Genomic DNA, 25,579 nt, shown 5'->3' with positions numbered 1-25,579 from the left:
GATCGCGCACCACGCACGCGCGCAGATCTCGAAATTTCGCGCGCCACCTGTGCGGGACTTCCCTGACAGCGATACTGGATCCGAACGCTCTCGGCGTTTTCGACCTTGTTCTTCGCGGTGGCGGTCTGAGATACTCGCTCCGCGCGCGGATCGCCGCTCCTGCGCGCGCTGCGCCCGCCCTTCGAACCAACTGGGGGAGCTCTCGATGCGCCGAATCGCCGCTGTCGTCGGCACGCTCACGTGTCTTCTCGCTGCGTGGACCGATCACGCGTCCGCTCAGCCATTGGGGGAGTTCAGCGTCCTCCGCTACCACCCGGCCCCAGGCCCGAACAACTACTTCGGCGTGGATGGCGCCGCGGTACGCGGCGAGGTCGCGGGCGCTGCGGGCCTGCAGCTCGACTACGCGCACGAGCCCTTCACGCTCTACAGCGCGACCTGCGAAGCGGGCGACGCGGGCTGCGAGACCACGGGCATCGAGGCGAACGTCGTCCAGTACACCGCGGCCGCGCACCTCTGGGGCTCGATCGCGCTGTTCAATCGCATCCAGATCGGCCTCAACGTGCCGCTCGTGCTCACCGAGGGCGACGCGTTCCCGAACCCCTCGGGCCCCGGCGATCTGATCTCGTCGGGCAGCGGCTTCACGCTCGGCGATCCGCGACTGCACGTGAAGGCGAACCTGCTCGACGACGCGAGCGGCCTGCGCCTCGGCCTCGCGGCGTGGGTGACCGCGCCGGTCGCGGTGCACATCGCGGAAGGGCGCTACGTCGGCGACGAAGAACCGAGCTTCGGCGGCCACGCGATCGTCGAGTACGTCAACCAGGGCGTGCACGTCGCCGGCAACATCGGCGGCTACTGGCGCGACGGCGACACGCTCTTCTCGACTGTCGCCGGCCCGGCGCTGAGCTACGGCCTCGCGTTCGGCTACGACATCACGCCCCTCGTGATGGTGTTCGGCGAGATCCAGGGCTCGACCGCGTTCTCCGGACAGGTCGACGAGAACCCGCTCGAGGCGCGGCTCGGCGGTCGCCTGCGCGTCGACGACGTCGTGTTCGAGCTCGGCGGTGGCGCGGGCCTCGTCGCGGGCGTCGGCGTGCCGGTGTTCCGCGTGCTCGGTGGCTTCGCGTGGGCGCCGCAGCGCGCCGACAACGACGGCGACGGCATCGACGACGCGATGGACTCGTGCCCCGCGGATCGCGAGGACCTCGACGACTGGCACGACGACGACGGCTGCCCGGAGCCCGACAACGACTCGGACGGCCTGCTCGACAGCGCGGATCGTTGCCCGAGTGAGGCGGAGGACATGGACGGCGACGCCGACGAGGACGGCTGCCCCGACCTCGACACCGACGGCGACGGCATCCACGACGGCTACGACTCGTGTCCGACGCAGGCGGAGGACATGGACGGCGACCGCGACGACGACGGCTGCCCCGACGCCGATCGCGATCGCGACAACATCGACGACGCGGCCGATCAGTGCCCCGATCAGCCCGAGGACACCGACGGCTTCGGCGACGAGGACGGCTGCCCCGAGACCGACTTCGACGGCGACAACCTGCCCGACGACGGCGACCAGTGCCCCGATCAGCCGGAGGACGCCGACGGCTTCGAGGACGAAGACGGATGCGCCGAAGAGGCGGGCCCGCCGCCCGCGGAAGAAGCGCCCGCCGATCGTCGACGCCGCGCGCGCTGAGCTCGGTTGCTGCTCGAAAGTTGACCCGGTGACGCGCTCGCCCGTACGTGGGCGGGATGCGGCACCGGGTCGCTTCGCTTCTGGTGGTCGTCTTCGCGCTCGTGGGCACGCCGTTCGTGCTCGCGTGTCGCGACGTCGACAGCACGTCGGGCACGTCGATCGGCAGCTTCGAGGTGCACGGCACGCTCGACGAGAACGGGTGCGCGCCCGGGCTCGACACGATCGATCCGCTCGAGTTCCGCGTCGACCTCGCGCGCGATCACGACACGCTGACGTGGCGCATGCAGGGCGGTGGGCCGGTGTTCGGCACCATCGAGGACGACGGCGAGTTCCGCGTGCGCTCGTCGAGCGAGACCGAGGCGTGGCCCGAAGATCCGGTGAACGGGATCCGCGGCTGTCGTCTCACGCAGGTCGAGACCGTCGAGGGGACGATCCGCGATCTCCCTCCCGCGAGCGACGGCGGGGTGCCCGACGCCGGCACGCAGGGCGACGGAGGCGCGGGCGCGCGGCCGAGCTTCGAGGCGTCGCACCGCATCGAGGTCCTGCCGGTCGTGGGCTCCGACTGCAGCCCGCTGCTGATCGTGCACGGCGGCAGCTTCCCGACGCTGCCCTGCTCCGCGCTCTACGAGCTCGAGGCGGACGCGGACTGATCAGCTCTCGGTGCCGCTCTCCGACGAGTCGGTGAGCGGCGCGTCGACCGCGTCCATGCTGCCGGTCTTCTTCGGCGCGGGCGGCGGTGCGGCCTGCTGGATGCGGCGCTCCGCGAGGATGATCAGCTTCGGCGAGTCCGCGCCGAAGAACACGCCGGGCGTCGCCTCGCGGCCCGACACCTCGACCACGCGGAACGCGCGCTGGTGGAGGATCTGGCCGAGCTCGTGCAGCGAGTACAGCCGCACCGAGTACTGGTTGTCGCGCTGCCGTCCGTCGTCGAGGATCACGGTGCGCTTCACGGTCAGGCGCGACGTGATGAAGTTCGCCTGCGTCTCTTCCATCACGACGCAGCCATCGCCCTCGAACCACACGAGGTTGGGCTGGTTGGGCACCACGAAGTCGCGGTTGACCACCTCGAGCAAGAGCTTGCCCTTCGGGCGCAGCGCGCGGTGCAGGCGCTCGACGACCCCGCGGTTCTGATCGTCGTCGAAGTACCCGAACGTCGTGCCCCAGCAGAGCACGGCGTCGAACGCTCCGTCGAAGTTCATCTCCCGCATGTCGGCGTGGAGGAAGTTGATGCGGAAGCCCTGATCCTGCGCCTCGTCCGCGGCGCGCGAGAGCATCGGCAGCGAGAGGTCGAGGCCGACGACGAGGTAGCCGCGGCGCGTGAGCTCGATCGCGTGCAGGCCGAGCCCGCATCCGACGTCGAGGATCGTCGAGCCTTCCTTCAGCGCGAGGCGCGCCTCGATGAAGTCGCACTGACGCGCGATCTGCCGCGGGTTCGGCGGCGGCACGGTGCGGAGGTAGTCGTCGTTGAAGAAGTCCTCCCACCAGTTGCCCTTCTTCTTCGAGCGGCGCGCGGGCTCGGCCGCGGGCTCGGCGGCGCTGGTGGTGGCGGGCGCGCTCGCAGGCGCGGCCGCGGGCGCTGCAGCGGCGGGGCGCGCCGGCGGCGGCGCGGCGCGTCCCGGCTTGTCGGGCGGCGGCGGCGGAGCAGAGCGCTTCTTGGGATCGAGCGAGTCGGTCTCGCCGCTGGCCTCGACCTCGAGATCGTCCGCGGCGAGCTCTTCCTCCTCGGCGGGGCGCTGGGCGCGCGCCGGGGGCGGCGGGGGCTTGGCCGCGTCGGTGAGCTCGTCGTCGGGCAGCTCGAGCTCGGCCGCCGAGACCTCGACGTCGTCCTCGGGCGCGCGCACGACCGGCTCGTCGCCGATCGACTCGTCGCCGATCGCATCATCCGCGATGGCATCGTCCGCGATCGCATCGTCGTCGAGCTCGTCGTCGGCGAGCGCCGCCATCATGTCGCGCTCGTCGTCGCCGACGTCGACCTCGAGGTCGTCGAAGCTCTCGCTGATGCTGAGCTCCGGCTCCTCGTCGTGCGCCGGCCACGCGGGCGTGGGCGCCGCGGCGTGCGAAGGCACCGGTGACGGTGCCGGCGGAGGCGTCGAGATCGCCACCACGCGCGAGACGATCACCGCGGGCTGCGGACCGGGCATCGACGACGTGCGCGCCTCGTCGGCCGCGCGGGTGATCCCGGGCGAGGTTCGCTCGTCGGCGGGGGGCGGCTGGCTCGGGGGCGGCGGCGGGTCGGTCATCGCGGGTTGCGCACCGGGATCGGTCTCGCGCACGCGCTCGAGCTCGGGCTCGGTCGACGGGCTCGCGAGCGCAGGTGCGACGGCGATCCGCGTCGGCTCGCCGTCCAGCGTCGACGCTCCGGCGCCCGCTTCGTCGTCGACCTGGAGATCGTCGGTGTCGAGCTCCTCCCCGAGATCGACCTCTGCGAGCTCCATCCCGAGCTCCGACGACGTCGCGACCCCTGCGCTCACCTGCGTGCGCTCGGTCGGCATCGGCGCGAACGGATCCTGCTCTTCGGGCGCGGCACCGTCCGCCGATCCGAGCTCGCCGTCCGGGCTGCTGCCACGACGCGGCACCTCGTCGACCGGGACGCGCAGCGAGCGACGTCGTCCGGTGCGACGCCGCGACGAGCGCCCTGCGAGCGCGAGGGCATCGGGGCTCGACCCCTCGCCCGTGCCGTCCGGACCGTCGCCGTGCTCGCGATCGGTCACGACACGCTCCTCCCGCCGCGCACGCGTCGCGCGATCACCTGTCCCATCCGCACCGGCGTCCCCGGCTCGACCGCGAGCTCGATCTCCGAGCGGCGCGTGGTCAGCACGATCACCGTGGATCCCAGCTGGAACGCGCCCAGCTCGTCGCCCCGGCCCAGCGTGGGCTCGCGCCCCGGCAGGTAGCGCACCGTACCCCGCGGCGGTCCGTCGTTCGTGCGCATCGCGGGATCGAACGTGAGCGTCACGCTGCCGACCACGATCGCGCCGACCAGGATCGTCGCGACCTCGCCGTGGACCGGGCTCTCCTGGAACACCGCCACGCGCTCGTTCTTCGCGAAGAGCCCGGGGACGTGCTCGAGGCCGATCTTGTTGACCGGGAACAGCGTGCCGCCGACGTGGCGCACCACGCGAACCGGGCCCTCGACCGCCGCGTGCACGCGGTGGTAGTCGCGCGGCGAGAGATAGATGATCGCGAAGCGGCCGCCCTCGTAGCGCGACGCATCGCGCTCGTCGCCGAGCAGCTCGCCGACGTCGTAGGGGCGGCCCTTCACGCGGAACGTCGCGCGCGCGTCGATGGTCCCGCAGTCCTCGACGAGCCCGTCGGCGGGCGAGACGATCGCGCCGGGATCGGGATCGATCGGGCGACAGCCGTCGCGCAGCGGGCGCGTGAAGAACTGGTTGAACGACGTCCACCCGCCGCTCGGCACGTCGCACTCGGAGAGATCGACGGCGTAGGCGCGTACGTAGAGGTCGATCGCCCGCTGCAGCAGGGGGACCGGGACGCCCGCCGACGCCATCCGGCCGAGGACCCGGCTGATCCGCTTGCGCGGCAGGAAACGCAGGGTCTCGGCGGCGATGCGCGATGCGAGCATGTGTGCGGGGTTCCCTCGCTGCCTCCCCGCTCGGTTCGAGCCGTTCTCTCGCGATTCGGAGGACGGTGCGGGGCTGGTGTGGCGCCAAGACAGCGGGCGCGAGGGGCGACGAGGATGCTAAGCGAGCCCGGAAGCGGCCGTCAAACGCGTATTTACGTCACCCGGGCAGCCGCGCGCGCAGTGTGAACGTGAGCGGGAGCCAGTCGCGGTGCGCCTCGGGCAGACGCCAGAGCCCGTCGTCGCCGCGCGTCATCGACTCGAAGGGCTGGTACTTCGCGTCCCGGTGCTCGTGCAGCATCTCGATCACGAGCCCGACGTCGAGCAGCGCTTGCACGATCTCGCCGAGCCCGTGTGCCCACTCGAACGACGTGACGTTCTCGAGCTGTGGCCGGCCCTCGGTGTAGGTCGTGCCGTCGTCCCACCGCGTCGGCTCCTCGCGCTCGAAGTAGGGCCCTTCGAGCACGAGCTTCCCGTCGCGCTCGAACACGCCGTTCATCATGGGGTGCACTTCGCGCACGTAGAGCACGCCGCCCGGCTTCAGCAGCGCTCGCACGATGCGCGCCCACCGCGCGATCGACGGGAGCCAGCAGATCGCGCCCACGCTCACGTACACGACGTCGAAGGGCGCTTCGTCGCCCAGCGCGCGCTCTGCGTCGTGCACGTCGCTCTCCACGAAGCGCGCGCGATCCGCGAGCCCACAGCGCTCGGCGAGATCACGCGCGGTCGCGATCGCATCGCGCGAGAAGTCGAGCCCGACCACGCGCGACGCGCCGAGCCGCGCCCAGGAGAGCGTCTCGACGCCGAGGTGACACTGCAGCTGACACACCGATCGGCCTTCGACCGACCCGAGCTCCACACGCTCGCATGGATGCAGCCAGATGCTGGGCGCGCCCGCGACGAACCCGTCGAGGTCGTAGAGCTTCGAGCGCGCGTGGATGCGCGCGCGCTCGTCCCAGTTGCGCTGGTTCGTGTCTCGATGCTCGTCGCGCATAAGAAGAATCGGCTCGCCGCTCCGGTGCTCCTCGCGCACAAAAAGAAAACGCCCCCCGTGAGGAGGGCGTCTTCTTACGCGATCGCGGCAGCGATCACACGTCGTAGTACATCATGAACTCGAGCGGCGTCGGGCGGAGGCGGATGGGGTCGACCTCCTTCGCGCGCTTGTACGAGACCCACTCCTCGATGACGTCGCGCGTGAACACGTCGCCCTTGAGGAGGAACTCGTAGTCGTGCTCGAGCGCGGTGAGCGCGTCGTGCAGCGAGCCCGGGACGTGCGGGACGTTCTTCAGCTCCTCGGGCGAGAGCGAGTAGATGTCCTTGTCGAGCGGGTCGCCCGGATCGATCTTGTTCTGGATGCCGTCGAGGCCCGCCATCAGCATCGCCGCGAACGCGATGTAGGGGTTCGTCGACGGGTCGGGGAAGCGCACCTCGATGCGCTTCGCCTTCGGCGACGTCGAGTACATCGGGATGCGGATCGACGCCGAGCGGTTGCGCGACGAGTACGCGAGGTTGACCGGGGCCTCGTAGCCCGGGACGAGACGGCGATAGCTGTTCACCGTCGGGTTCGTCAGCGCGCAGAGCGCCGGCGCGTGCTTGAGGATGCCGCCGATGTAGTGGAGCGCCATCTCGCTCATGCCCGCGTAACGGTCGCCGGCGAAGAGCGGCTTGCCCTCGCGCCAGATCGACTGGTGCACGTGCATGCCCGAGCCGTTGTCGCCGTAGAGCGGCTTCGGCATGAACGTCGCGGTCTTGCCCGCCATGCGCGCGCTGTTCTTCACGACGTTCTTGAACCAGAGGAGCTGGTCCGCCATGTGCGTGAGCGACTGGAAGCGCATGTCGATCTCGCACTGACCGGCCGTCGCGACCTCGTGGTGGTGCAGCTCCACCTCGATGCCGACCGCCGTGAGCATGCGCGACGTCTCCGTGCGCCAGTCCATCAGCGTGTCGTTCGGCGCGCAGGGGAAGTAGCCGCCCTTGTAGCCGATCTTGTGGCCGAGGTTCGGGCCCTCGTGACGGCCCGTGTTCCACGCCGCCTCGATCGAGTCGAGCTCGTAGAAGCCGCCGTTGTTCGCGACCTCGAACTTCACGTCGTCGAAGACGAAGAACTCGGCCTCGGGGCCGAAGTACGCGGTGTCGCCGATGCCCGTCTGGCGGAGGTAGCTCTCCGCCTTCTGCGCGATGTAGCGCGGGTTGCGCGAGTAGGGCTCACGCGTGATCGGGTCGACGACGTCGCAGATGAGCACGATCGTCGGCTGCTCGGTGAACGGATCCATCTGCGCGGTCTTCGCGTCCGGCAGGAGCAGCATGTCGCTCGCGTTGATCGGCTGGAAGCCGCGGATCGACGAGCCGTCGAACCCGAAGCCGTCCTCGAACGCGCCCTCGTCGAGGCGCGCCGCCGGAACGGTCGTGTGCTGCCAGACGCCGGGGAGGTCGCAGAAGCGCAGGTCGACCATCACGGCGTTGTTCTTCTTGGCGAGCTCGATTGCCTTCTTCACGTCGCTCATAAGTCGGTTCTCTCTCTCCGGGTCTGTGGCTCTCTGGAGCAGATGCTGCGGGGACGGGCTGCGGGACTCGGGCTCTGGCTCAGACGGCGTCCTCGCCACGCTCGCCGGTGCGGATGCGGACCGCCTCCTCGACGTGGAAGACGAAGACCTTTCCGTCGCCGATGCGGCCCGTCTTCGCCGAGCGCTCGATCGCTTCGAGCACCGGGACGACGAGCGCGTCGGGAATCACGACCTCGATCTTCACCTTGGGCACGAAGTCGACGACGTAGGCGGAGCCGCGATAGACCTCGCGCTTGCCGCCGGTACGGCCGAAGCCTTTCACCTCGGTGACGGTCATGCCCTTGACGCCGACTTCCGCGAGCGCGTCCTTCACCTCGTCGAGCTTGAACGGCTTGATGATGGCCTCGACCTTCTTCATGGCTCGTCTCTCTCCGGTGGGGCGCATGCGCTATGAACGTGGTTTGTTTCGGTTACGTTTCGGCGCCGTAAATAGGCGACCGGAAGGTGCTTCGTCGAGCCGAACGTGGTGACTCGTTCGATTTGAGTCGCTCCTGATACGTGAAGAAATGCGCGGGATCTGCGCACTTCCCGGGTTTCGCTCACGGCATCCAGGTCGCGTGGAAGATCGGGCCCTGCGCGCCCGGCTCGGCGATGACGCGCACTTGATCCCGACCCGCGAGGCGGAGCACGGACTCGATCGCGATCCGGATGCCGCGGGCGGAGAACTCGGGGATGTCGGGCCAGCCGACGACGCGGATCTCGGCGCGACCGGGGCCGACGACGCGGGGGACGAGCTCGCCGCGGTTGAGGGCGCGCGCGTAGATGCGGGGCGTGCGCGCGACGAGCGCCTCGTCGGTCGTGAAGCGGAGCAGCAGGCGCCAGAGCGTGGTGAGCGTGCGCTCGACCGCGGTGCGCGAGACCTGCTCGTGGAGCTCGACGGGATCACGCGCGAGCTCGGCCGCGACCGCCTGCATGATGTGCTCTGCGGTGGACACGCGCGGCCACGAGACCGCGGAGGTCTCGTCGTACTCGCGGCGCGCGTCCGCTGGAAGCCGATCGAGCGCGCGGGCGAAGCGCGCCGCGCCGCAGAGCTCCTGCAGGATGCGTCGGTGCTCGAGGACGAGCGCGCCCGACATGCACGCGATCGCCGCCGACGGTGCCCCCGTTCCGTCCATGGGCGGATGCTAGCCGCCGCACGATCGGCGCGGCAACCGAGGGTCACTGGATGGGTGCGGCGCCGCACGCAGCGCGCACGCGGGCGGCGTGCATCGAGCGCGGGTGAGCGGCGAGGAAGCGCGCGGTCTCGGTGCGCGCTGCGTCGGTGCGACCGGCTTCGCAGAGCGCGAGGACGCGGGTGGCGAGGCGCTCCTCGCGAAGCGTGCCCTGCGGGAAGCGCGCGGCGTGATCGTCGAGGAGCGCGAGGGCGCGCGTCGCGTCGTGCGCGCGCAGGGCGCGGTGTGCGTCGCGGAGGAGCGCGGTCTCGGCGAGGAGCGCGTCGGGCGCGGCGGGCGGCGGTGCGCTCGCGCGGGGGCGCGGGCGGGGATCGACGGGGACGGGCTCGGGCGCGATCTGCGGTGCTTCGGGCTCGGCGGTGGGGGGCGCATCGGGGGGAGTGAGGTCGAGGACGATCCCATCGTCGACGGCCGGCGCGGCCTGGGGCGCGGGATCGCTGGCGCGGGGGGGCTCGGGCGTGCGCGACGAGATCACCGTGATCGCAGCGCCGCCGACGAGCGTCGTGGCGAGCGCGGCGACGGCGATGATCTTCCACGCGGCGACGGCCTTCGCGGCGGTCGCGCTGGCGGCCGCGCCCGAGACCGCCGTGCCCGCGACCGCACCACCGGCGATGGTCGCCGCCACGGCGCGGCGCAGGCGCGCGCGCTCCTCCGCGCTCGGACCGAGGCCCTCGCGCGCTGCATCGATCAACGAACGATCGATCTCGCGCTCGTTCACGGCTGCCTCCATGCATCCTTCGCGCGGAGGCGCGCGAGGTGTCGCTCGTACTCGCGGCGCGCGAGGCGCAGGCGCGAGTAGACGGTGTTCACGTTCACGTCGAGCGCCGTCGCGATCTCGGGGACGGGCATCTGCTCGATCTCGGCGAGCACGAACACGGTGCGCTGCTCCTCGGTCATCGCGGAGAGGATCTCGCCGAGAAGGCGCACCGCCTGGGCGCGCGCGACCTCTTCGTGCGGGCCGGCGCTCGTCGCGTCGACGACGTCGTCGGGGAGCTCGGCGTGGTCCTGCTTGCGGCGGAAGCGACGACGATGCTCTTGGATGACGCGCACCAGGATGCGCGCGAGCCAGGTGCGCATCGCGGCGCGCCCTTCGAACTCGGGCAGGCGCCGGTGCACCACGACGAACACGTCCTGCAGCACGTCGTCGATCGCGGTGGGCGGCACGCCGAGCGCGCGCGCGCTGCGCCAGAGGAAGTCGACGTGGGCGTCGTAGACCTCGTCGAACGAGGGCACGTCCGCTGGCGCGTTCGCGGGCTCCGCGACGCCGACCGGATGCGCGCTCGTGGCGGACACGAAGGCCATGCTCTCACGACAATGTCCGGGGGGCGCCCGGTCCGTCACGCGAACTTCAGGGCAGGCGGAGCAGGGCGCCGAGGCCGAGGATCGCGCCGGCATCCGAGGCGCGGTGCACGCGTCGTGGCGCACCGTCGATCTCGAGGTCGAACGCGGGCGGGACGAACGGGACCTGGAGCTCCGCGAGCACGGTGATCGCGAGCGGGCCGACCACCCACACCCGCGCTTCGCCACCGACCGCGATCGCGGCCCAGGGTGCGCTCCCCGAGAGCATGATCGGCACGCCCTCGCCGCGGCCCCACATCGCGCCGCCTTCGATCGCGAGGCAGGGCGCGAGCTCGAGGAGCGGAGGTGCGGCCTCGAGGGGAACGCACGCGCGGAGGCGCGCCGCGGCGAGCCCGAAGGTGCCCCCGCGTGGGTCTTCGTCGGTGAGCTGTGCGCCCTGCTCGCCGAGGAAGGAGCCAGCGAGCCAGAGCTCGAGCGCGCCTCCGTCGAAGATGCCGAAGCGAACGCCGAGCGCGAGCATCACGCCGGGTGAGACCGATGGCAGCGGGCCGATGCCGAGGATCGCGTGGGCGCTCGCGACGAAGCGCACGTCGAGCGGTCGCGCGGGAGGGCCGGCGCGGGGCGCGGGCTCGTCCTCGGAGCCGTCGACCGTCGGTGTCGCCAGCGCCGCGGCGGTGTCGGCCCGTGCGATGGGCGGGGTCGCGCTCTCGTCGATCACGGGCTCGGCCTCGGTCTCGGGCTCGGCCTCTGTCGCTGCGACCGCGTCGGGGTCGATCGCCATCGCGATCACCAGCGCCGCGGCCTGCGCGAGCGCCTCGCACGACGCGCCTCCGATCGTGCGCGCACCTTCGCCTTCCGGCGTGATCGTCACCACCTCGAGCTCGAGCTCGGTGCCACGCCGCTCGATCGTCGCGCGCACCCGGATCTCGGTATCGCGCCGTGCATGCGCGCCGAGCAGGCGATCGACCTCGCTCGCGACCGCGTCGCGATCGGGACAGCCCACCGGCGCGCTCCACGTGAGCACGTCCGCGATCGTCCGCGGCTGCGCGTGCGCGCGGGGCGCCGTCGCGCTGCCGAGCACGATCGCGAGCACGAACGTCGGACCCCACCAGTGTGCTCGCATCCCCCCTGCGCCGCCGAGCGGGTATGTCCTCGCGATCCCTCGCGCGCAACGACGTGCACTTCGCGTGACGGGCCCGGCAGCTCGCGGTCATTGCCCCTTCAGAGCAGCTTGGGAGGACGAATGACTCGTACGAGACACTGGACGACGCTGGGCCCTGCGCTCCTGCTCCTCGCGCCTGCGCTCATGGGCGCGCGCGGTTGCGGCGAGCCGGTGCCGATCGGGGGGACGTGCGAGCCCGAGGACTGCGGCGCGCCGTCGGGCGCGCCCGCGATCGTGTGCGCCGATGGATCGATCGGCGGCAACACCGGGCGCTGCATCGCGAGCGGATCGCAGTGCGGCTGGGAGTTCCGTGATTGTCCCGATCCCGATCCCGGGGAGTGCACGCCGCCGGAGGACGCATCGACGTGGCTCACGATCGATCAGTGCGAGGCGTGCGGCGGCTTCGTCGTCGGTGATCCCGGTGACGGGAGCACGCACCGCGCGGACTTCCTCTGCCCCGACGGCACGCCCTCGATGGGCTCGGTGAGCTTCGGCATCGAAGGCGGCGCGTGCTGCCGTCAGCCCGACGACACCTGCGCGAGCAGCGAGTGCGGCCCCGCGCCGGACGTCGCGACGTGGATCTGCGAGGACGGGCGCGTCGGTGGGTTCACCGGTCGCTGCCTGCGCGACGCGGCGGGCGCGTGCGGCTGGGAGATCGTCGACTGTCCGCGCGGTGACGCGTGCGAGCCCGCGGAGTGCGGTCCGGCGCCCGGCGCGCCGGCGATCACGTGCCCCGACGGATCGATCGGCGGCAACACCGGACGCTGCCTGCGCACCGCCGACGGCACGTGCGGCTGGGAGTTCCGCGAGTGCCCGAGCACCGTCGCGTGCGGCGGCCTCACCCCCACGCCCGTCGACTGCGGCGAGGGCCAGTACTGCGCGTGGACGCTCGAGAACATGTGCGGCGCGTTCGACGCGCCCGGCGTGTGCCGCGAGCGCCCCGACCCGAGCTCGTGCGCGGCGATCGACTCCGCGCCGGTGTGCGGCTGCGACGGCACCACCTATCGCAACGACTGCTACGCGGCGGCGGCCGGACAGAGCGCGTTCAGCAGCGGCCCGTGCGGCGGCTACGCCGAGTGCGATCCGATGCTCGTCGCGTGCGATGCGCTTCCCGGTCCGTGCCCCGAGGGCGAGGTGCGCAGCGTGAGCGGAGCGTGCTGGGGCGAGTGCGTGCCCGCCGATCGCTGCCGTCCCTACGACTGCCGTCGCGAGGGGTGCGGGGTCGGGTACTCGTGCGAGGCGTGCCTCGCGCCCGAGGGCGCCGTCTACACGTGCATCCCCGAGGGCGCGGCGTGTTGATGCTACGGAATCCGTAGCGCTACGGAATTCGTAGCGGGCCCGCGATCCTCGTCGATCGCGGGCCCGCTCGCGTTCTATCTTCGCGCGTGCATGGGACGAACGGCGATCGCTCCGGTGGTGGTGGTGCACGGCGGCGCGGGGGACGTGCCCGAGGCATCGCGCGCGGCGCACGCGGAGGGATGTCGCGTCGCGGCCGCCGAGGGGCTGCGCGTGCTGCTCGAGACGGGCTCGGCGCTCGAGGCCGCGGTGCGCGCGGTCGAGGTGCTCGAGGACGACCCGAAGTACAACGCGGGCACCGGCGCGTGCCTCACCGAGGCGGGCACGATCGAGCTCGACGCGTCGGTGATGGAGGGCACGACGATGCGCGGCGGCGCGGTGTGCGCGCTGCCTCCGTTCCACAACCCGATCCGCATCGCGCGCGCGGTGCTCGAGGAAGGGCGGCACGTGCTCTACGCGAGCGAGGGCGCATCGCGCTTCGCGATCGCGCACGGGTTCGGGCCTGCCGATCCCGACACGATGATCACCGAGAAGGCGCGACACCGGCTCGCCGCCGTGCTCGCGGGGCGCGCCGAGCGCGGCTGGGCAGGGGGCACGGTGGGCGCGGTCGCGTGTGATCGCGAGGGGCGCGTCGCGGCGGCGACGAGCACCGGAGGCATGGTGGGCAAGCGCGTGGGGCGCGTCGGGGACAGCCCGATCCTCGGCGCGGGCACGTTCGCCGACGACGAGTCGGGCGCCGCGTCCGCGACCGGGCAGGGCGAGGCGATCCATCGCTTCGGGCTCACGCGCTACGTGTGTGATCTGCTGCGCGCCGGTCTCACCGCGCAGCAAGCGGCGGACGTGTCGATCGCGCGCTTCGGCGCGCGGGTGTCGGGCAGCGGCGGGCTGATCGTCGTCGATGCGCGCGGCGAGGTCGGGATCGCGCGCAACACCGCGACGATGAGCTTCGGGGTGGCGCGCGAGGGCGATGACGCGCGGGCGGGGCACTGAAGGCGCGACCCGGCGTATCATCGGGCTCGCTTTCGGAGGCGCGCGCGTGAACCAGTCGTTCGGTCGTCTCTCGCTCGGTGCGCTCGTGGTGCTCTCGTGGATCGTCGTTCCAGGCTGCGGCGACGATGACGCCGTCGTCGAGGAGGACGCGGGCGGGATCGACGCTGCCGTCGTCCGGACCGACTCGGGCCAACAAGCCTTCGACGCGGGCGCGCCGGAGACGTGCGACACCCCGGGCGCGATCGAAGACGTGTCGTGCGGTCGATGCGGGCAGGCGCAGCGCTTCTGCACCTCGGAGCGCACGTGGGCGTACGGGCCCTGCGGCGGCGAGGGCGGTGAGTGCGAGCCCGGCACGACGGACGAGGTCGCGTGCGGGATGTGCGGCACGCAGACCGCACGCTGCACCGCAGAGTGCGTGTGGGAGGCGACGGGCACGTGCAGCGGCGAGGGCGAGTGCGCGCCCGGCAGCGAGACGCGCACGTCGGAGGGCTGCGGCCCGGATGAGACGCGCCCCGTCGAGTGCGACGACGCGTGCACCTACGTCGCGGTCGGCGAGTGCGAGGACGACAGCTGTCCGACGCCCGGTGCGTCGGAGACCGTGACGTGCGGGATGTGCGGTGAGCAGGATCGGTTCTGCACGATCGGCGGCGTGTGGGAGTACGACCCGTGCAGCGGCGAGGGCGAGTGCGTGGCGGGCTCCACGCGCACCATGCCGTGCGGGCGCTGCGGCACGCGCACCGAGCGCTGCGTGACGACCTGCGCGTGGGAGCTGGGCGCGTGCACCGGCGAGACCGGCGACTGCGTGCCCGGTGCGACGCGGCGCGATCGCGCGGACTGCGCGGCGGGCGAGACCCGCGCTCAGCGGTGCAGCGACACGTGCGGATGGGTCGAGGACGGGCCCTGCGAGGCGACGGCGCGCGATGCCGGTGTGGACGCGGGCCGCGATGCGGGCGCGCGCGATGCGGGGCGCGTCGACGGCGGCGGGTGCGCACCGCAGCTCTCGGCGTGCACGACGACGGCCGACTGCTGCGCGCCCGCGGTGTGCCAGCTGCCGTTCCTCGTCTGCCTCTGATCGGACCGCGCGCGGTTGGACAACCTCACGCACTCGCTCGCGGGGATCGTCTGCGCGGAGCTGGTCGTCCAGGCACGTCGCGCGCGCGGTGACGACGTCGATCCGCGCTGGTCGCGCGCGGCGTGGTTGGTGAGCGCGGGCGCGCACAACGTGCCCGACGTCGACTTCGTCTACTCGTGGATCACCGAGGGCAAGCTCGGGTACCTGCTGCACCATCGCGGGCACACCCACACGCTGGCGCTCGCGCCGCTGATGGCGCTGCTGCCGCTCGTCGTCGCGTGGATGTGGGCGCGGCGCGCGAAGGTCGTGTGGTCGCGCGCCGATCACGCGTGGCTGATCGCGCTCGCGCTGGTCGGCGCGGTCGGGCACCTCTGCCTCGACTTCTCGAACAACTACGGGGTGCACCCGTTCTGGCCGATCGCGAACGGGTGGATCGCGGCGGACTCGATCTTCATCGTCGAGCCGCTCTTCTTCGCGGCGACGATCCCGATGGCGATGCTCGCGTCGCGCTCGAGGCGCGCGCGCATCGCGTGGGGCGTGGTGCTCGCGATCACCCTCGCGCTGCCGTGGGTCGCCGCGTCGTACGTCGCGTGGCCGTTCGCGCTCGGCACGACGATCGTGGGCGCGCTGGTGCTCGCGGTGACGCATCGCGTCGATGCGCGGTGGCGTCCGATCGTGGCACTGAGTACCAGTTTCGGCGTGCTCGCGACGTTCGCGATCTCGGGCGAGCGCGGCGAGGCGCATCTTCGCGAGGCGCTCGAGCGCGAGGCGCCCGACGAGGAGATCGTCGACGTCGCGCGCATGCCGATGCCGACCGCGCCGCCGTGCTGGGAGGCGGTGGTCACGTCGATCGATCGCGCGAGCGATCGCTACGCGATCCGGGTGATGCGCGTGAGCGCGTGGCCGGAGCTCGTGCCGGTCACCACGTGCCTGCGCATGCCGCGCCTCGAGACCACCGCGCCGCTGGTGCGCGCGCCGCGCGAGCTCGATCGCGCGGTGCACCTCGAGTCGACGCTCTCGGCGGAGCTCGACGTGCTGCGCGCGATCGCGTCGCGCTGCGACGGAGGTGCGTTCATGCGGTTCGCGCGCGTGCCCTTCGTCGTCGAGGGGGAGCGCGCGATCGTGCTCGGTGACGCGCGCTACGACCGCGAGGCGGGCGAGAGCTTCGCGGAGATGGAGATCCCGCGCGTGCTCGGTGAGTGTCCGCGCTTCGTGCCGCCGTGGACGCCGTGGCGGGCATCCGATCTGCTCGCGCCGCGCGAGTGATAGGCTGCGCGCGCTCTTTGCTCGAGAGCGCGAATCGACGAAAGGGAAGGTCATGGCGGATCTGAAGGGCAAGACCCTCTTCATCACCGGCGCGAGCCGCGGAATCGGTCTGGCGATCGGCGTGCGCGCCGCGCGCGACGGCGCGAACGTGGCGATCGTCGCGAAGACGACCGAGCCGCACCCGAAGCTGCCGGGCACGATCTACACGGCGGCCCAGGAGATCGAGAAGGCGGGCGGCAAGGCGCTCCCGATCGCCTGCGACATCCGCGACGAGAACGCGGTCGCGGCGGCGGTGCAGAAGACGGTCGAGACGTTCGGCGGCATCGACGTGCTCGTGAACAACGCGAGCGCGATCTCGCTGACGGGCACGCCCGACACGCAGATGAAGCGCTACGACCTGATGCACTCGATCAACACGCGCGGCACGTTCGTGTGCTCGCAGGCGTGCATCCCGCACCTGCTCAAGTCGTCGAACCCGCACGTCCTGAACCTCTCGCCGCCGCTCAACATGGAAGAGCGTTGGTTCGCGCCGCACGTCGCGTACACGATGGCGAAGTTCGGCATGAGCATGTGCGTGCTCGGCATGGCGGGCGAGTTCCGCGGCCGCGGCATCGCGTTCAACGCGCTCTGGCCGCGCACGACGATCGCGACGGCGGCGGTGCAGAACCTGCTCGGCGGCGACGACATGATCCGCGGCTCGCGCAAGCCGGAGATCATGGGCGACGCGGCGTACGTGATCCTCACGCGCCCGAGCCGCGAGTGCACCGGGAACTTCTTCATCGACGACGACGTGCTCGCGTCGGTGGGCAAGACCGATCTCAGCGAGTACGCGATCGATCCTTCTGCGAAGCTGATGCCTGACTTCTTCGTCTGAAGGGTTTCGGCGAGAGGCGCGAGGGGGTGGGTCCGTCCGATCCGCGCTGCTCGCGCGGCTCGGACGCTCGCGTGTCGCGCGCTTCGCGCGTCTACGCGCTTCGCGCGAGATCGATCCGCGCGTGCGTCGGGTGCGATGCATTGGTTCGGAGTCGCTCGGCCTCGGCCTCGGTCTCGATCCACTTGCCGCGATGGCATTGTCGCGGGAGGACCGGGGAACCAGGTGAGGTCGGGGCGCGCGGTCTCGCCCCGACCTCGAGACGACCACACGAGGGACAATGCGAGCGACACGATTCACAGGGAGCCTGCTCTGCCTCTGCATGATGCTCGGCATCGCGTGCGGCGGCGGTGAGCGACGCGCCGAGTCACCGAGCCCGACACAGACCGATCGCAGCGCGGACGAGATGGGCCTCGCCGCGTCGGAGGGCGGCGGTGGCACTGCCGGCGCCGAAGAAGCACCGCCTCCGGCGCCGCCGCCGGTCACGGTGGTCGCGGGCGAGAACACGCCGATCGAAGGCGCGACGCCGACGCTGCGCATCACGCAGCCGCGCGCGAACCAGGTGATCCGCACCGGCAACGCGATCGTGCGTCTGCAGGTGACGAACTGGCCGCTCGAGGCGCCGCAGGGACGTCACGTGCACCTCATCATCGACGACGAGCCGTACATCGCGATCCGCGACGTCGGTCAGCCGCTCGATCTCAACGCGCTCTCGCAGCAGCACCTCGGGCACGATCTCGCCGAGGGCACGCACGTGGTGCGGCTGTTCCCGAGCCGCGGCCACCACGAGTCGGTGAAGGACGCGGGCGCGTTCGGCGCGGTGATGTTCCACTACCGCACGCGCACCGAGGGCTTCGAGTTCGACGCGACGCAGCCGCTGCTCACGTACTCTCGACCGAAGGGCTGCAATCCCGCGGGCGAGCGCGTGCTGCTCGACTTCTTCCTGACGAACACCGAGATCGGGCCCGACGGCAACCGCGTGCACTGGCGCATCGACGACCAGGAAGGCGACATCACGCAGTGGGTGCCGCACTGGATCGAGAACCTGCAGGAGGGCGAGCACTCGATCTCGCTCGAGCTGCGCGGCGCCGACGGGACGCCGGTGCCCGGGCGCTTCAACTCCACGACGCGCACGTTCACGGTGGCCTCGAGCTGCCCGAGCTGATCGACGCTCGGGAAGAGCGCGGAGGGGGGCGAACCTCGCGCTCGTGAAGTGCTCGGCCGCTTCCGTGGGGGGTGAGGATCGGGGCGGCGCCGTCGTGCAGGGCAGACGACGGCGCCGCGCCCCGGACCTCGTGCTAAGCGCTCGCGCATGGACGCGAGCGACGGCCTCGACGATGCGGCGCTCTGGGCCGCGTTCACCGGCAAGACGCTGACCCACGCGCAGTGGACGCACCGCGCGCACCTGCGCGTCGCGTGGCTCCACCTGTCGCGATGGTCGCTCGACGAAGCGCACCTGCGGATGCGCGCGGCGATCATCCGGCTGAACGAGGTGCACGGCCTCGAGGAGACGCCGGCGCGCGGCTACTTCGAGACGCTCACGCGCGTGTGGCTCGTGCTCGTCGCGGCGGCGCGTCGCGAGCGGGCATGCGAGTCGTCGCTCGCCTTCCTCGATGCGTCCCCGTCGCTGCTCGATCGCGAGGCACCGCTGCGCTTCTACTCGCGCGAGCGATTGATGACGGCGCACGCGCGCAGCGTGTGGGTCGCGCCCGATCGGGCGCCGCTGCCGGAGCTGTGATGCTACGCTCGGCGCCCGAATGGCTCCGCCCACGCTGCTGAGCGCGGTTCGCGATCTCGATCGCCTCCGCCAGATCGTCGCGGTCCTGGTGCGACACGGGTTCGGTGAGATCGTCGCCCGCACCAGCCTCGGCTCGCTCGTCGTCGGCAAGTCGGAGGCGCGCAACAACCAGTCGGTCGGCGAGCGCGTGCGCCTCGTCATCCAGGACCTCGGTCCGAGCTTCGTGAAGCTCGGGCAGATCGTCTCGACGCGCCCCGATCTGATCCCGCCCGAGGTGATCATCGAGCTCAAGAAGCTCCAGGATCGGGTGCCGCCCGTCGCGTACGAGGCGATCAAGGAGCAGATCGAGAGCGACCTCGGCTCGCCGCTCGATCAGATCTTCGAGAGCTTCGACGCGGTGCCGCTCGCGTCCGCGTCGGTCGGCCAGGTGCATCGCGCGCAGCTCAGGACGAGCGATGGTCAGGTGCGTCAGGTCGCGGTGAAGGTCCAGCGACCGAGCATCAAGACGGTCATCGAGCGCGACGTCGAGCTGCTCTACATCCTCGCGCAGGCGGTCGAGCGCTCGATCCCCGACGCGCGCATCTACTCGCCGGTGAAGCTCGTCAGCGAGTTCGATCGCGCGATCACCGCGGAGCTCGACTTCGGGCTCGAGGCCGATCACGCGATCCGTTTCGCGAAGAACTTCGAGGGGCACCCCGAGGTGCGCTTCCCGAAGATCTATCGAGAGGCCTCGGGCAAGCGTGTGCTCGCGCTCGAGTTCTTCGAGGGACGCAAGGTCTACGACGCGGTCGCGCAGGGCTTCGACCCCGAGAAGATCACGCGCGCGACGCTCGGGATCATCATCAAGTCGATCTTCGAGGACGGCTTCTTCCACGCCGATCCGCACCCCGGGAACGTGATCCTGATGGGCGTCGCCGACGCGCCGGTGATCGGGCTCATCGATCTCGGGCTCGTCGGTCGCCTCACGCCGCAGCTCCGCGACAAGACGATCGATCTGATGGTCGCCGCGGTGCAGGAGGACTATCGCGGCATCGCCGACGCGCTCTACGCAATCGGCACGCCCACGCGGAAGGTCGATCGTCAGGCGTTCGAGGCCGAGGTCGCGATGCTGGCCGAGAAGTACCTCGGCAAGAAGCTCGCGGACATCCAGGTGAGCGCGCTGATCCGCGACCTCGTGCAGGGCGCGACGAAGTACGGCATCGAGATCCCGCCCGACTTCCTGATGGTCGGCAAGGCGCTGATGACCGTCGAGGGTGTGGGCAAGGAGATCGCGCCCCACTTCGATCTCTACGAGGAGATGAAGCCGTACTTCTTGCGGCTGCTCGCGAACCGCTACTCGCCCGAGCGCATGCTGCCCGAGCTGCTGCGCAGCGTCGCGCGCATCTCGAGCGCAGCGACCGAGTTCCCGATGCAGGCGCAGGAGATCCTCGAGGACCTCCGGCGCGGCCGGCTCGAGGTGCGGGTGCGCGAGCCCTCGCTCACGCAGGCGTTCGACGTGATCGGGCGGCGCATCTACAGCGGGTTCGTCGTCGGCTCGCTGGTGATGGGCAGCGCGTGGCTCGCGTCCGCGGGGAGCTGGACCGCGAGCGGGCTCTTCTTCGTGATGGCGCTCGCCTGGGGCGGCGCGCACACCGTGCTCGCGATGTGGCTCAGCCGGAAGAAGCGGCCGTGACGCACGGGCTCGTCGCGCGCCGAGGACGCGCCGCGATCTCGGCGCTGATCGTCACGCTCCGCCTGCGCGCGGTCCTCACGTAGATCCCGCTACGCTCCGGTCCGTGCTCGGCCGAGCGTGCCGCTGAGCACCGATCTCGCGGCGCGCAGACTGGGCGAGCGGTCGCATCAGGGCGTAGCCCGCGCGAGGATCGGGAAGCGATCCGCGAACGGGATGGTGCGCGGGGGCGCGAACGTGGGCTCGTGGCCCGCGAGCTCCTTGCGGACCGCGAACGCGTGGCTGCGGTTGCCGACCCACGAGAGCAGGCGCGTCGCGCCGGGGATCGCCTCGCGCGCGCGCTCGATCGGCTCGATGATCAGCCGACCTCCGGGCACGAGATAGCGGAACCAGCCGTCGGGCACGCCGAGGTCGTTCGCCTTCTCGTCGCCCGCGGTCGCGCGGGTGATCGCGTCGTGCCAGCGCAGCAGGATCGGCGAGATGAGGTGATCGATCGGGCGATCCTTGCGGTTGCCCGTGACGTTGCGCAGCGCGTTCGCGAGCGCGATCGAGTCCGCGTCGGGGCCCGGCTGCATGTCGTCGATCATGTGCGCGACGTCCATCGCCTCGCGCTCCGACGACGGGAGCAGCGCCGGATCGACGCCGCTCAGCCAGCCCACGTAGCGCCACAGGCGGATGAACGAGTCGGCTTCTTCGGTCGTGTAGCGGAAGCCCATGATGCGCGTCGCGTAGAGCACCGACACCGAGAACGAGAGCGACGTCGCGGCCATGTCGGCCTGGTTGATCGGCACGCCCCACGCGCGCGCGTCCCAGCGATCCGAGCGCGAGAGCATGCGCCGCACGTGCGCGTGCACCATCCGCACGCGCACCGACGTCTTCCATCCGTCGCGCCCGCGCTCGAGCCCGCCGACCTGCGAGACCTCGAAGAGGAAGCGCCCGGTCTCGGCGAGACGACGTCGCGCCATCTGATCGAGCCGCCCGGTGAACGCGAGCGGCTTCACCGCCGCGGCCGAGTGATAGCCACGCATCAGCGAGAACGCGGAGAGCACCATCGGACCGCAGAGGCCGGTGCGCTGATACGTGCGCGCGCCGAGTGCGAGCTCGCGCTCGTCGACCCACGCCGGCGGCGCATCGAGGTGAGCGAAGAGCGCGCGCACCGCGGGCGGCGCGCTCGCGTACTCCGCGCGCTCGATCGCGTCGTCGAGCACGCGCTTGCCCTCGGCGCGCGGGAGCGCCTCGAGCGCGTCGACCGCCGCGTCGGCGAGCGGATCGCCGACCGAGAAGCAGCGCACGAAGAGGTCGGCGTACGCGCCGTGGGTGCGCCGCATCGCCTCGAGGTTGCACACGCGGGTCGGGAGCTCTTCGGGAACGAGCGGCACGAGATGCATGGCGGTCACGTTCGCTTCCTCCTCTCCCGCGAGCCCGACGCCCTCGACGACGCCGCGCTCACGAGCGCGAGACCTTGCTTGAGGTAGGCGAGCACGCGCTTCGACTCGCGATCGTCCTCGCGGACGAGCTCGGCGAGCGCGAGCCCCTGGAGCAGATGGAAGATCACGCGGCGGCCCTCCTCGAAGAGCTCGGGCGTGGGCGCGAGATCGGCGAAGAGCTCGCGCGAGGCCTGCGCGATCACCTCTTCGTAGCGGCGCGCGAGCGGCGCGTAGACCTCGAAGAGCTCGGGATCGGTGCGCGCAGCGAGCGTGATCTCGAGCACGGCCTGCGAGCTCGGGCTCGAGAAGAGCTCCCAGAGATGATCGACGATCGCGTCGATGTAGCCGGGCCCCTGCGGGAAGCGCTCGAGCGCCTCGCGCAGCTCGGCGATGCGCTTGTCGACGAGGTACGCGACCGCCGCGGCCACGAGCGACGCCTTGTCCGGGTAGTGGTGCAGCATCGCGCCGCGCGAGACGCCCGCGCGCTCGACCACCTCGCTCGTCGTGGTGCGCGCGTAACCGAGATCGACGAGGCACTCGAGCGTGGCCTCGAGGATCGCGCTCTGCGTGGTCGCGGAGCGCTCGGCCTGGGTGCGGCGTCCGTTCTTCGGGCTGCGCTCGTCGGTCGACATGATCTGAAACCGTCACCTGATCCTGTTTTCGATCGCGGTTCCAGTCAACCCTGACGGTTTGGTGATGCGGCGCGGGATCACGTCCCCGATGCGGCGAGGAGCTCGACGTGCCGCAGGGCCGACGCGAGGCGCGCGCGGATCGGCTCGGGGAGCGCGGGATCGACGCTCGGCGCGGGCGGGAGCGCGGGGATCGGCTCGCGCGCTTCGAGCGCGCTCGCGATGCGCTCGAGCGACGTGACGACGTAGTCGGCGATCGCGCCGACCGATTGGGGCGGCGGCGGATGATCGAGCGCGGTGCTGGCGAGCGCGGTCATCGCGCCCGAGATGCGGCGCGCGTAGGTCACGACGTCGAGCGGGAGCGAGGCCTCGCGAACGTCGCGCCGCGGCTCTGCGAGGAGCCGCTCGAGGGCGGTCTCGGCGTTCGCGAGCGCGATCGCGACGGTGCGCCGCGCCTCGCCGAGCGAGTGCTTCGTCTCGCGCGGCGCGACCCACACGTCGAAGGTGGCGCGCGCGTAGGTCGCGACGGCGCGCACCGTGCTCGCGAGCACGTCGGGCATGCGCTCGCGCTCCCACGACGGGGCGATCGCGAACGCGGCGACCACGCCGATGAGACCACCGAGCGCGGCGTCCGCGGCGCGCGCGAGCGCGGTGTGCCAGTCGCCCGGGTACTGCTCCGCGAGCAACACGAACACGGGCGTGATGAAGAACGTGAAGAGGCGGTAGCTGCGCGGGCGCGTCGCGACCGCCGCGACGGAGAGCGGGAACATGATCGCGCCGATCACCCGCGGATCGTGGGTCGCGAGCGAGATCGCGACCGCGACGACGCTGCCGAGAACGCTGCCGGCGACGCGCTCGAGCGCGCGCTTCCACGTCGCGCCGGGGTAGGGCTGCAGCACGACGATCGTCGTGACCGCGACCCAGTGCGCGTGCGCGGGCGACACGTAGCGCCCGATGATCGCCGCGAGCGCCGCGGCGCACGACACCCGCACCGCGTGGCGCAGCACGATCGATCGCGGCGAGAGCGCATCCCGGAACGCGATCAGCGTCGCGCGCACCCCGCGCCCTCCGGGCAGCACGCCGAGATCGGGATCGGCAGCGCCGCGCGGGCGATCGATGGTGGTCGCGATCTCGGCCACGTCGTGCAGCAGCTCGTCGAGCCGCGTCGTCGTGCTCGCGGGTGGCGGCACCTCCGGCGCGAGGCCGCGCGCCACCGACGACGCGATCGCGCGGTTGGTCTCGGCGGCGCGCGCGAGCGACGCCGCGATCGGGCCGCGCGCGTCGAGCGGCGCCGCTTCGATCTCCTCGCCGAGCGTGACGAGCAGCGCGAGCTCCTGCTCCGCCGTGCCGAGCAGCGCGCGCAGGCCGCTGCCGATCGCCATCGTGCCCGCGCGCCGCGCCCGCAGCGCCAGCGCGATCGCGCGCGCGTCCTCGATCGCCGCGCGACACGCGCGGCGATGGGTGCGCGCGATCGTCGACCACCACGCGTCTCCGTCGGGCGTGCTCGCGAGCCCCGCTTCGCGCAGCGCGTCCGCGTAGGCCGCGAGCGCGTCCTGCACCCGCGCGACCGCGCGTCGCAGCGGCACGTGCGTCCCGATCGGCCACACGACCGTCGAGAGCAGCAGCGCCTGCGCGGAGCCCGCCGCGAAGAACGCCGCGTCCCGCAGCGGCGTCGCGCTCGGCCGCACGACGGCGATCGCGATCACGATCGCGAGCAGCGTCCCGAGCGTCGCGCCGGGCGCGCCGAGGGCTCCGAGCAGCGCCGCACCGAAGCACCCGACGCCGAGCGTGACCGCGGCGATCCCGGCATGCCCCGCGGCGGGCTCGGCGATCGCGATCGCCAGCGCGCCGAGCGCCCCGAACGCCACCACGAGCTGCGCCCGCGCGGCGCGCGTCCCGCCGGGATCGGCCAGCGTGCCCAGCCATCCGCCGAGCGCGGTCCACGCGAGCGCCTCGTCGTGCAGCACGTCGACGAGCAGGAAGGGGCCCAGCGTCGCGATCGCGGCGCGCAGTCCTTTCTGGAGGTCCGGCGCCATCGCGAGCACCGGTGCCGGCACCCACGCGCGCAGCGCGTTCCACCTCGGAGCGAGCACGCCCGGGGCTTAGCGCGCTCGCGGGGTCACTGCGACGCGCGGTTCTTGTCGACGATCGCGCCGATGATGATCAGGAACGCGCTGAGGCGGACGAGGTACACGAGCGCGCGCGCCTCGTAGTCGGCCGGGACGAACGCGACCGCGACCCAGTTCACCGCGAGCAGCGCGAACGCCGCCGCGAACATCACGAAGAAGCGATCGCGGCTCTCGCGCCAGAAGCGCAGGAACGCGAGCGAGGCGACGATGCTCGCCATCGTGAGCGCGCCGTACAGCAGATCGCGCAGGTGCTCGATCATCGCGCCTCCCACACCAGTCCGTACACCAACATCGCCATCCCGAGCGCGGCGATCGCGGTGCGCCACAGCGACAGGTCGTAGTTGGGCCCGAGCAGGAAATCGACGAAGAGCAGGATGTTGTTCAGCGCGAGGCTCACGAAGCAGATGCTGCTCCAGAGCAGGAGGCGCGTGCGGCTCGCGCGATACCCGCGCACGAGCAGGACCGCGCAGATCAGGCTCGTCGCGGCGCACAGCAGGTACACGACGACCGGCACGATCGACGTCACTTGTCCCTCCGCAGCTTGAACGCGTCCGCGAACGTCCGGATGACGTCGTTCGGCTTCGAGAAGATGATCTCGATGACGCTCACCCGGCGCTCCGGGTAGACCTTCGCGAGCCCCTCGACCGCTGCCTGCATCGCAGGATCTCCGGGCGCGTAGCGGAAGCGCCCTGGGCTCACCTCGGACAGCAAGCCGCGCGCCGCGAGGTCGGTGAGCCGGTTGCCCGCGGAGATCGCCGCGACGCGCAGCTCCTTCGCGACCTCCTCGGCATTCCAGTCGCGCCCGGCCTGGGCCCGCAGCAGAAGGAGGATCTCCAGCTGCTCGACCGACACGATGTGCTCGACGAGGAACCGGAAAACGTCGTCGGGAATGCCGCTCTGGGATGCCACTGGGAGAGCTGCTGCCGGTGGTGTGCGGGCAGTCGGGGCGGAGCCGAGGACCGCGGGGTGATGCGCGTTGCTACAGGTGTCGCCCATCTGGGCACTCGAAACCGGGTCACAAC

25 protein-coding genes are annotated in these 25,579 nt (G+C 71.7%); 10 read left to right on the top strand and 15 right to left on the bottom strand.

The window, feature by feature from the left end:
* Positions 1-205: 205 nt before the first annotated feature.
* Together I5071_RS18005 and I5071_RS18000 are read left to right on the top strand one after the other, a co-directional pair.
* Positions 206-1,693 carry a thrombospondin type 3 repeat-containing protein gene (locus I5071_RS18005; RefSeq protein ID WP_236606707.1) on the top strand — a complete coding sequence of 496 codons (1,488 nt, stop codon included), beginning with the start codon at positions 206-208 and terminating at the stop codon, positions 1,691-1,693.
* 83 nt (positions 1,694-1,776) lie between these two features.
* Positions 1,777-2,343, top strand: coding sequence for a hypothetical protein (locus I5071_RS18000; protein ID WP_236606706.1), 567 nt, complete (start codon positions 1,777-1,779; stop codon positions 2,341-2,343).
* Here I5071_RS18000 and I5071_RS17995 read toward each other — a convergent pair whose 3' ends face one another.
* From I5071_RS17995 to I5071_RS17955, 9 genes are all read right to left on the bottom strand, one after another.
* Positions 2,344-4,404: a methyltransferase domain-containing protein gene (locus I5071_RS17995; RefSeq protein ID WP_236606705.1), complete on the bottom strand. Its 2,061-nt coding sequence runs from the start codon at positions 4,402-4,404 to the stop codon at positions 2,344-2,346.
* Positions 4,401-5,276 carry an archaetidylserine decarboxylase gene (asd, locus tag I5071_RS17990; protein ID WP_236606704.1) on the bottom strand — a complete coding sequence of 292 codons (876 nt, stop codon included), beginning with the start codon at positions 5,274-5,276 and terminating at the stop codon, positions 4,401-4,403. Before asd ends, I5071_RS17995 begins: the two co-directional genes overlap by 4 nt.
* Positions 5,277-5,433: 157 nt before the next feature.
* The gene (locus I5071_RS17985; RefSeq protein ID WP_236606703.1) at positions 5,434-6,267 is read right to left on the bottom strand and encodes a class I SAM-dependent methyltransferase; all 834 of its coding nucleotides are present in this window, start codon (positions 6,265-6,267) and stop codon (positions 5,434-5,436) included.
* A 94-nt stretch (positions 6,268-6,361) separates the two neighbouring features.
* Positions 6,362-7,768: a type I glutamate--ammonia ligase gene (glnA, locus tag I5071_RS17980; protein ID WP_329611172.1), complete on the bottom strand. Its 1,407-nt coding sequence runs from the start codon at positions 7,766-7,768 to the stop codon at positions 6,362-6,364.
* A gap of 88 nt (positions 7,769-7,856) precedes the next feature.
* On the bottom strand, positions 7,857-8,195 hold the full coding sequence (locus tag I5071_RS17975; RefSeq protein ID WP_053232923.1) for a P-II family nitrogen regulator: 339 nt from the start codon (positions 8,193-8,195) through the stop codon (positions 7,857-7,859).
* A gap of 181 nt (positions 8,196-8,376) precedes the next feature.
* Positions 8,377-8,952: a DUF2378 family protein gene (locus tag I5071_RS17970; protein WP_236606701.1), complete on the bottom strand. Its 576-nt coding sequence runs from the start codon at positions 8,950-8,952 to the stop codon at positions 8,377-8,379.
* 43 nt (positions 8,953-8,995) lie between these two features.
* On the bottom strand, positions 8,996-9,727 hold the full coding sequence (locus I5071_RS17965) for a hypothetical protein (protein ID WP_236606700.1): 732 nt from the start codon (positions 9,725-9,727) through the stop codon (positions 8,996-8,998).
* On the bottom strand, positions 9,724-10,302 hold the full coding sequence (locus tag I5071_RS17960) for an RNA polymerase sigma factor (RefSeq protein WP_236606699.1): 579 nt from the start codon (positions 10,300-10,302) through the stop codon (positions 9,724-9,726). Before I5071_RS17960 ends, I5071_RS17965 begins: the two co-directional genes overlap by 4 nt.
* A gap of 55 nt (positions 10,303-10,357) precedes the next feature.
* Positions 10,358-11,431: a hypothetical protein gene (locus I5071_RS17955; RefSeq protein ID WP_236606698.1), complete on the bottom strand. Its 1,074-nt coding sequence runs from the start codon at positions 11,429-11,431 to the stop codon at positions 10,358-10,360.
* Between the two features lie 120 nt (positions 11,432-11,551).
* On the opposite strand from I5071_RS17955, the gene I5071_RS17950 reads away from it, so the two are divergent.
* The 8 genes from I5071_RS17950 to I5071_RS17915 all read left to right on the top strand — a co-directional run bounded on the left by I5071_RS17950 (position 11,552) and on the right by I5071_RS17915 (position 20,375).
* Positions 11,552-12,769, top strand: coding sequence for a Kazal-type serine protease inhibitor domain-containing protein (locus tag I5071_RS17950; protein WP_236606697.1), 1,218 nt, complete (start codon positions 11,552-11,554; stop codon positions 12,767-12,769).
* Positions 12,770-12,859: 90 nt separating this feature from the next.
* Positions 12,860-13,756: an isoaspartyl peptidase/L-asparaginase family protein gene (locus I5071_RS17945; RefSeq protein WP_236606696.1), complete on the top strand. Its 897-nt coding sequence runs from the start codon at positions 12,860-12,862 to the stop codon at positions 13,754-13,756.
* A 46-nt stretch (positions 13,757-13,802) separates the two neighbouring features.
* Positions 13,803-14,828 (top strand): hypothetical protein, encoded by a 1,026-nt coding sequence (locus I5071_RS17940; protein WP_236606695.1) that lies wholly within the window; start codon positions 13,803-13,805, stop codon positions 14,826-14,828.
* A gap of 15 nt (positions 14,829-14,843) precedes the next feature.
* A complete protein-coding gene (locus I5071_RS17935; protein WP_236606694.1) occupies positions 14,844-16,094 on the top strand; it encodes a metal-dependent hydrolase in 1,251 nt (416 codons plus the stop codon).
* A 52-nt stretch (positions 16,095-16,146) separates the two neighbouring features.
* Entirely contained in the window at positions 16,147-16,968 is an 822-nt protein-coding gene (locus tag I5071_RS17930) for an SDR family oxidoreductase (protein ID WP_236606693.1), read from the top strand.
* 277 nt (positions 16,969-17,245) lie between these two features.
* Positions 17,246-18,130, top strand: a complete 885-nt coding sequence (locus tag I5071_RS17925; protein ID WP_236606692.1) for a hypothetical protein — start codon at positions 17,246-17,248, stop codon at positions 18,128-18,130.
* A gap of 147 nt (positions 18,131-18,277) precedes the next feature.
* Positions 18,278-18,703 (top strand): hypothetical protein, encoded by a 426-nt coding sequence (locus I5071_RS17920; protein WP_236606691.1) that lies wholly within the window; start codon positions 18,278-18,280, stop codon positions 18,701-18,703.
* A 19-nt stretch (positions 18,704-18,722) separates the two neighbouring features.
* The gene (locus tag I5071_RS17915; protein WP_236606690.1) at positions 18,723-20,375 is read left to right on the top strand and encodes an ABC1 kinase family protein; all 1,653 of its coding nucleotides are present in this window, start codon (positions 18,723-18,725) and stop codon (positions 20,373-20,375) included.
* 167 nt (positions 20,376-20,542) lie between these two features.
* On the opposite strand, the gene I5071_RS17910 is transcribed toward I5071_RS17915, so the two are convergent.
* The 6 genes from I5071_RS17910 to I5071_RS17885 all read right to left on the bottom strand — a co-directional run bounded on the left by I5071_RS17910 (position 20,543) and on the right by I5071_RS17885 (position 25,553).
* Complete coding sequence (locus I5071_RS17910; protein ID WP_236607657.1) at positions 20,543-21,760, bottom strand: oxygenase MpaB family protein; 1,218 nt, start codon at positions 21,758-21,760, stop codon at positions 20,543-20,545.
* 5 nt (positions 21,761-21,765) lie between these two features.
* Positions 21,766-22,431: a TetR/AcrR family transcriptional regulator gene (locus tag I5071_RS17905; protein ID WP_236606689.1), complete on the bottom strand. Its 666-nt coding sequence runs from the start codon at positions 22,429-22,431 to the stop codon at positions 21,766-21,768.
* A 77-nt stretch (positions 22,432-22,508) separates the two neighbouring features.
* Positions 22,509-24,521 carry an FUSC family protein gene (locus I5071_RS17900; protein ID WP_236606688.1) on the bottom strand — a complete coding sequence of 671 codons (2,013 nt, stop codon included), beginning with the start codon at positions 24,519-24,521 and terminating at the stop codon, positions 22,509-22,511.
* Between the two features lie 26 nt (positions 24,522-24,547).
* A complete protein-coding gene (locus I5071_RS17895; RefSeq protein ID WP_236606687.1) occupies positions 24,548-24,817 on the bottom strand; it encodes a DUF5985 family protein in 270 nt (89 codons plus the stop codon).
* On the bottom strand, positions 24,814-25,083 hold the full coding sequence (locus I5071_RS17890) for a DUF5985 family protein (RefSeq protein WP_329611171.1): 270 nt from the start codon (positions 25,081-25,083) through the stop codon (positions 24,814-24,816). Before I5071_RS17890 ends, I5071_RS17895 begins: the two co-directional genes overlap by 4 nt.
* On the bottom strand, positions 25,080-25,553 hold the full coding sequence (locus I5071_RS17885) for a hypothetical protein (protein WP_236606686.1): 474 nt from the start codon (positions 25,551-25,553) through the stop codon (positions 25,080-25,082). Before I5071_RS17885 ends, I5071_RS17890 begins: the two co-directional genes overlap by 4 nt.
* Positions 25,554-25,579 lie beyond the last annotated feature (26 nt).

It is taken from the genome of Sandaracinus amylolyticus (assembly GCF_021631985.1).
GTDB lineage: Bacteria > Myxococcota_A > Polyangia > Polyangiales > Sandaracinaceae > Sandaracinus > Sandaracinus amylolyticus_A.
The sequence above is the reverse complement of the archived record's forward strand: the minus strand, read 5'-3'. Positions and strand labels throughout refer to the sequence as shown.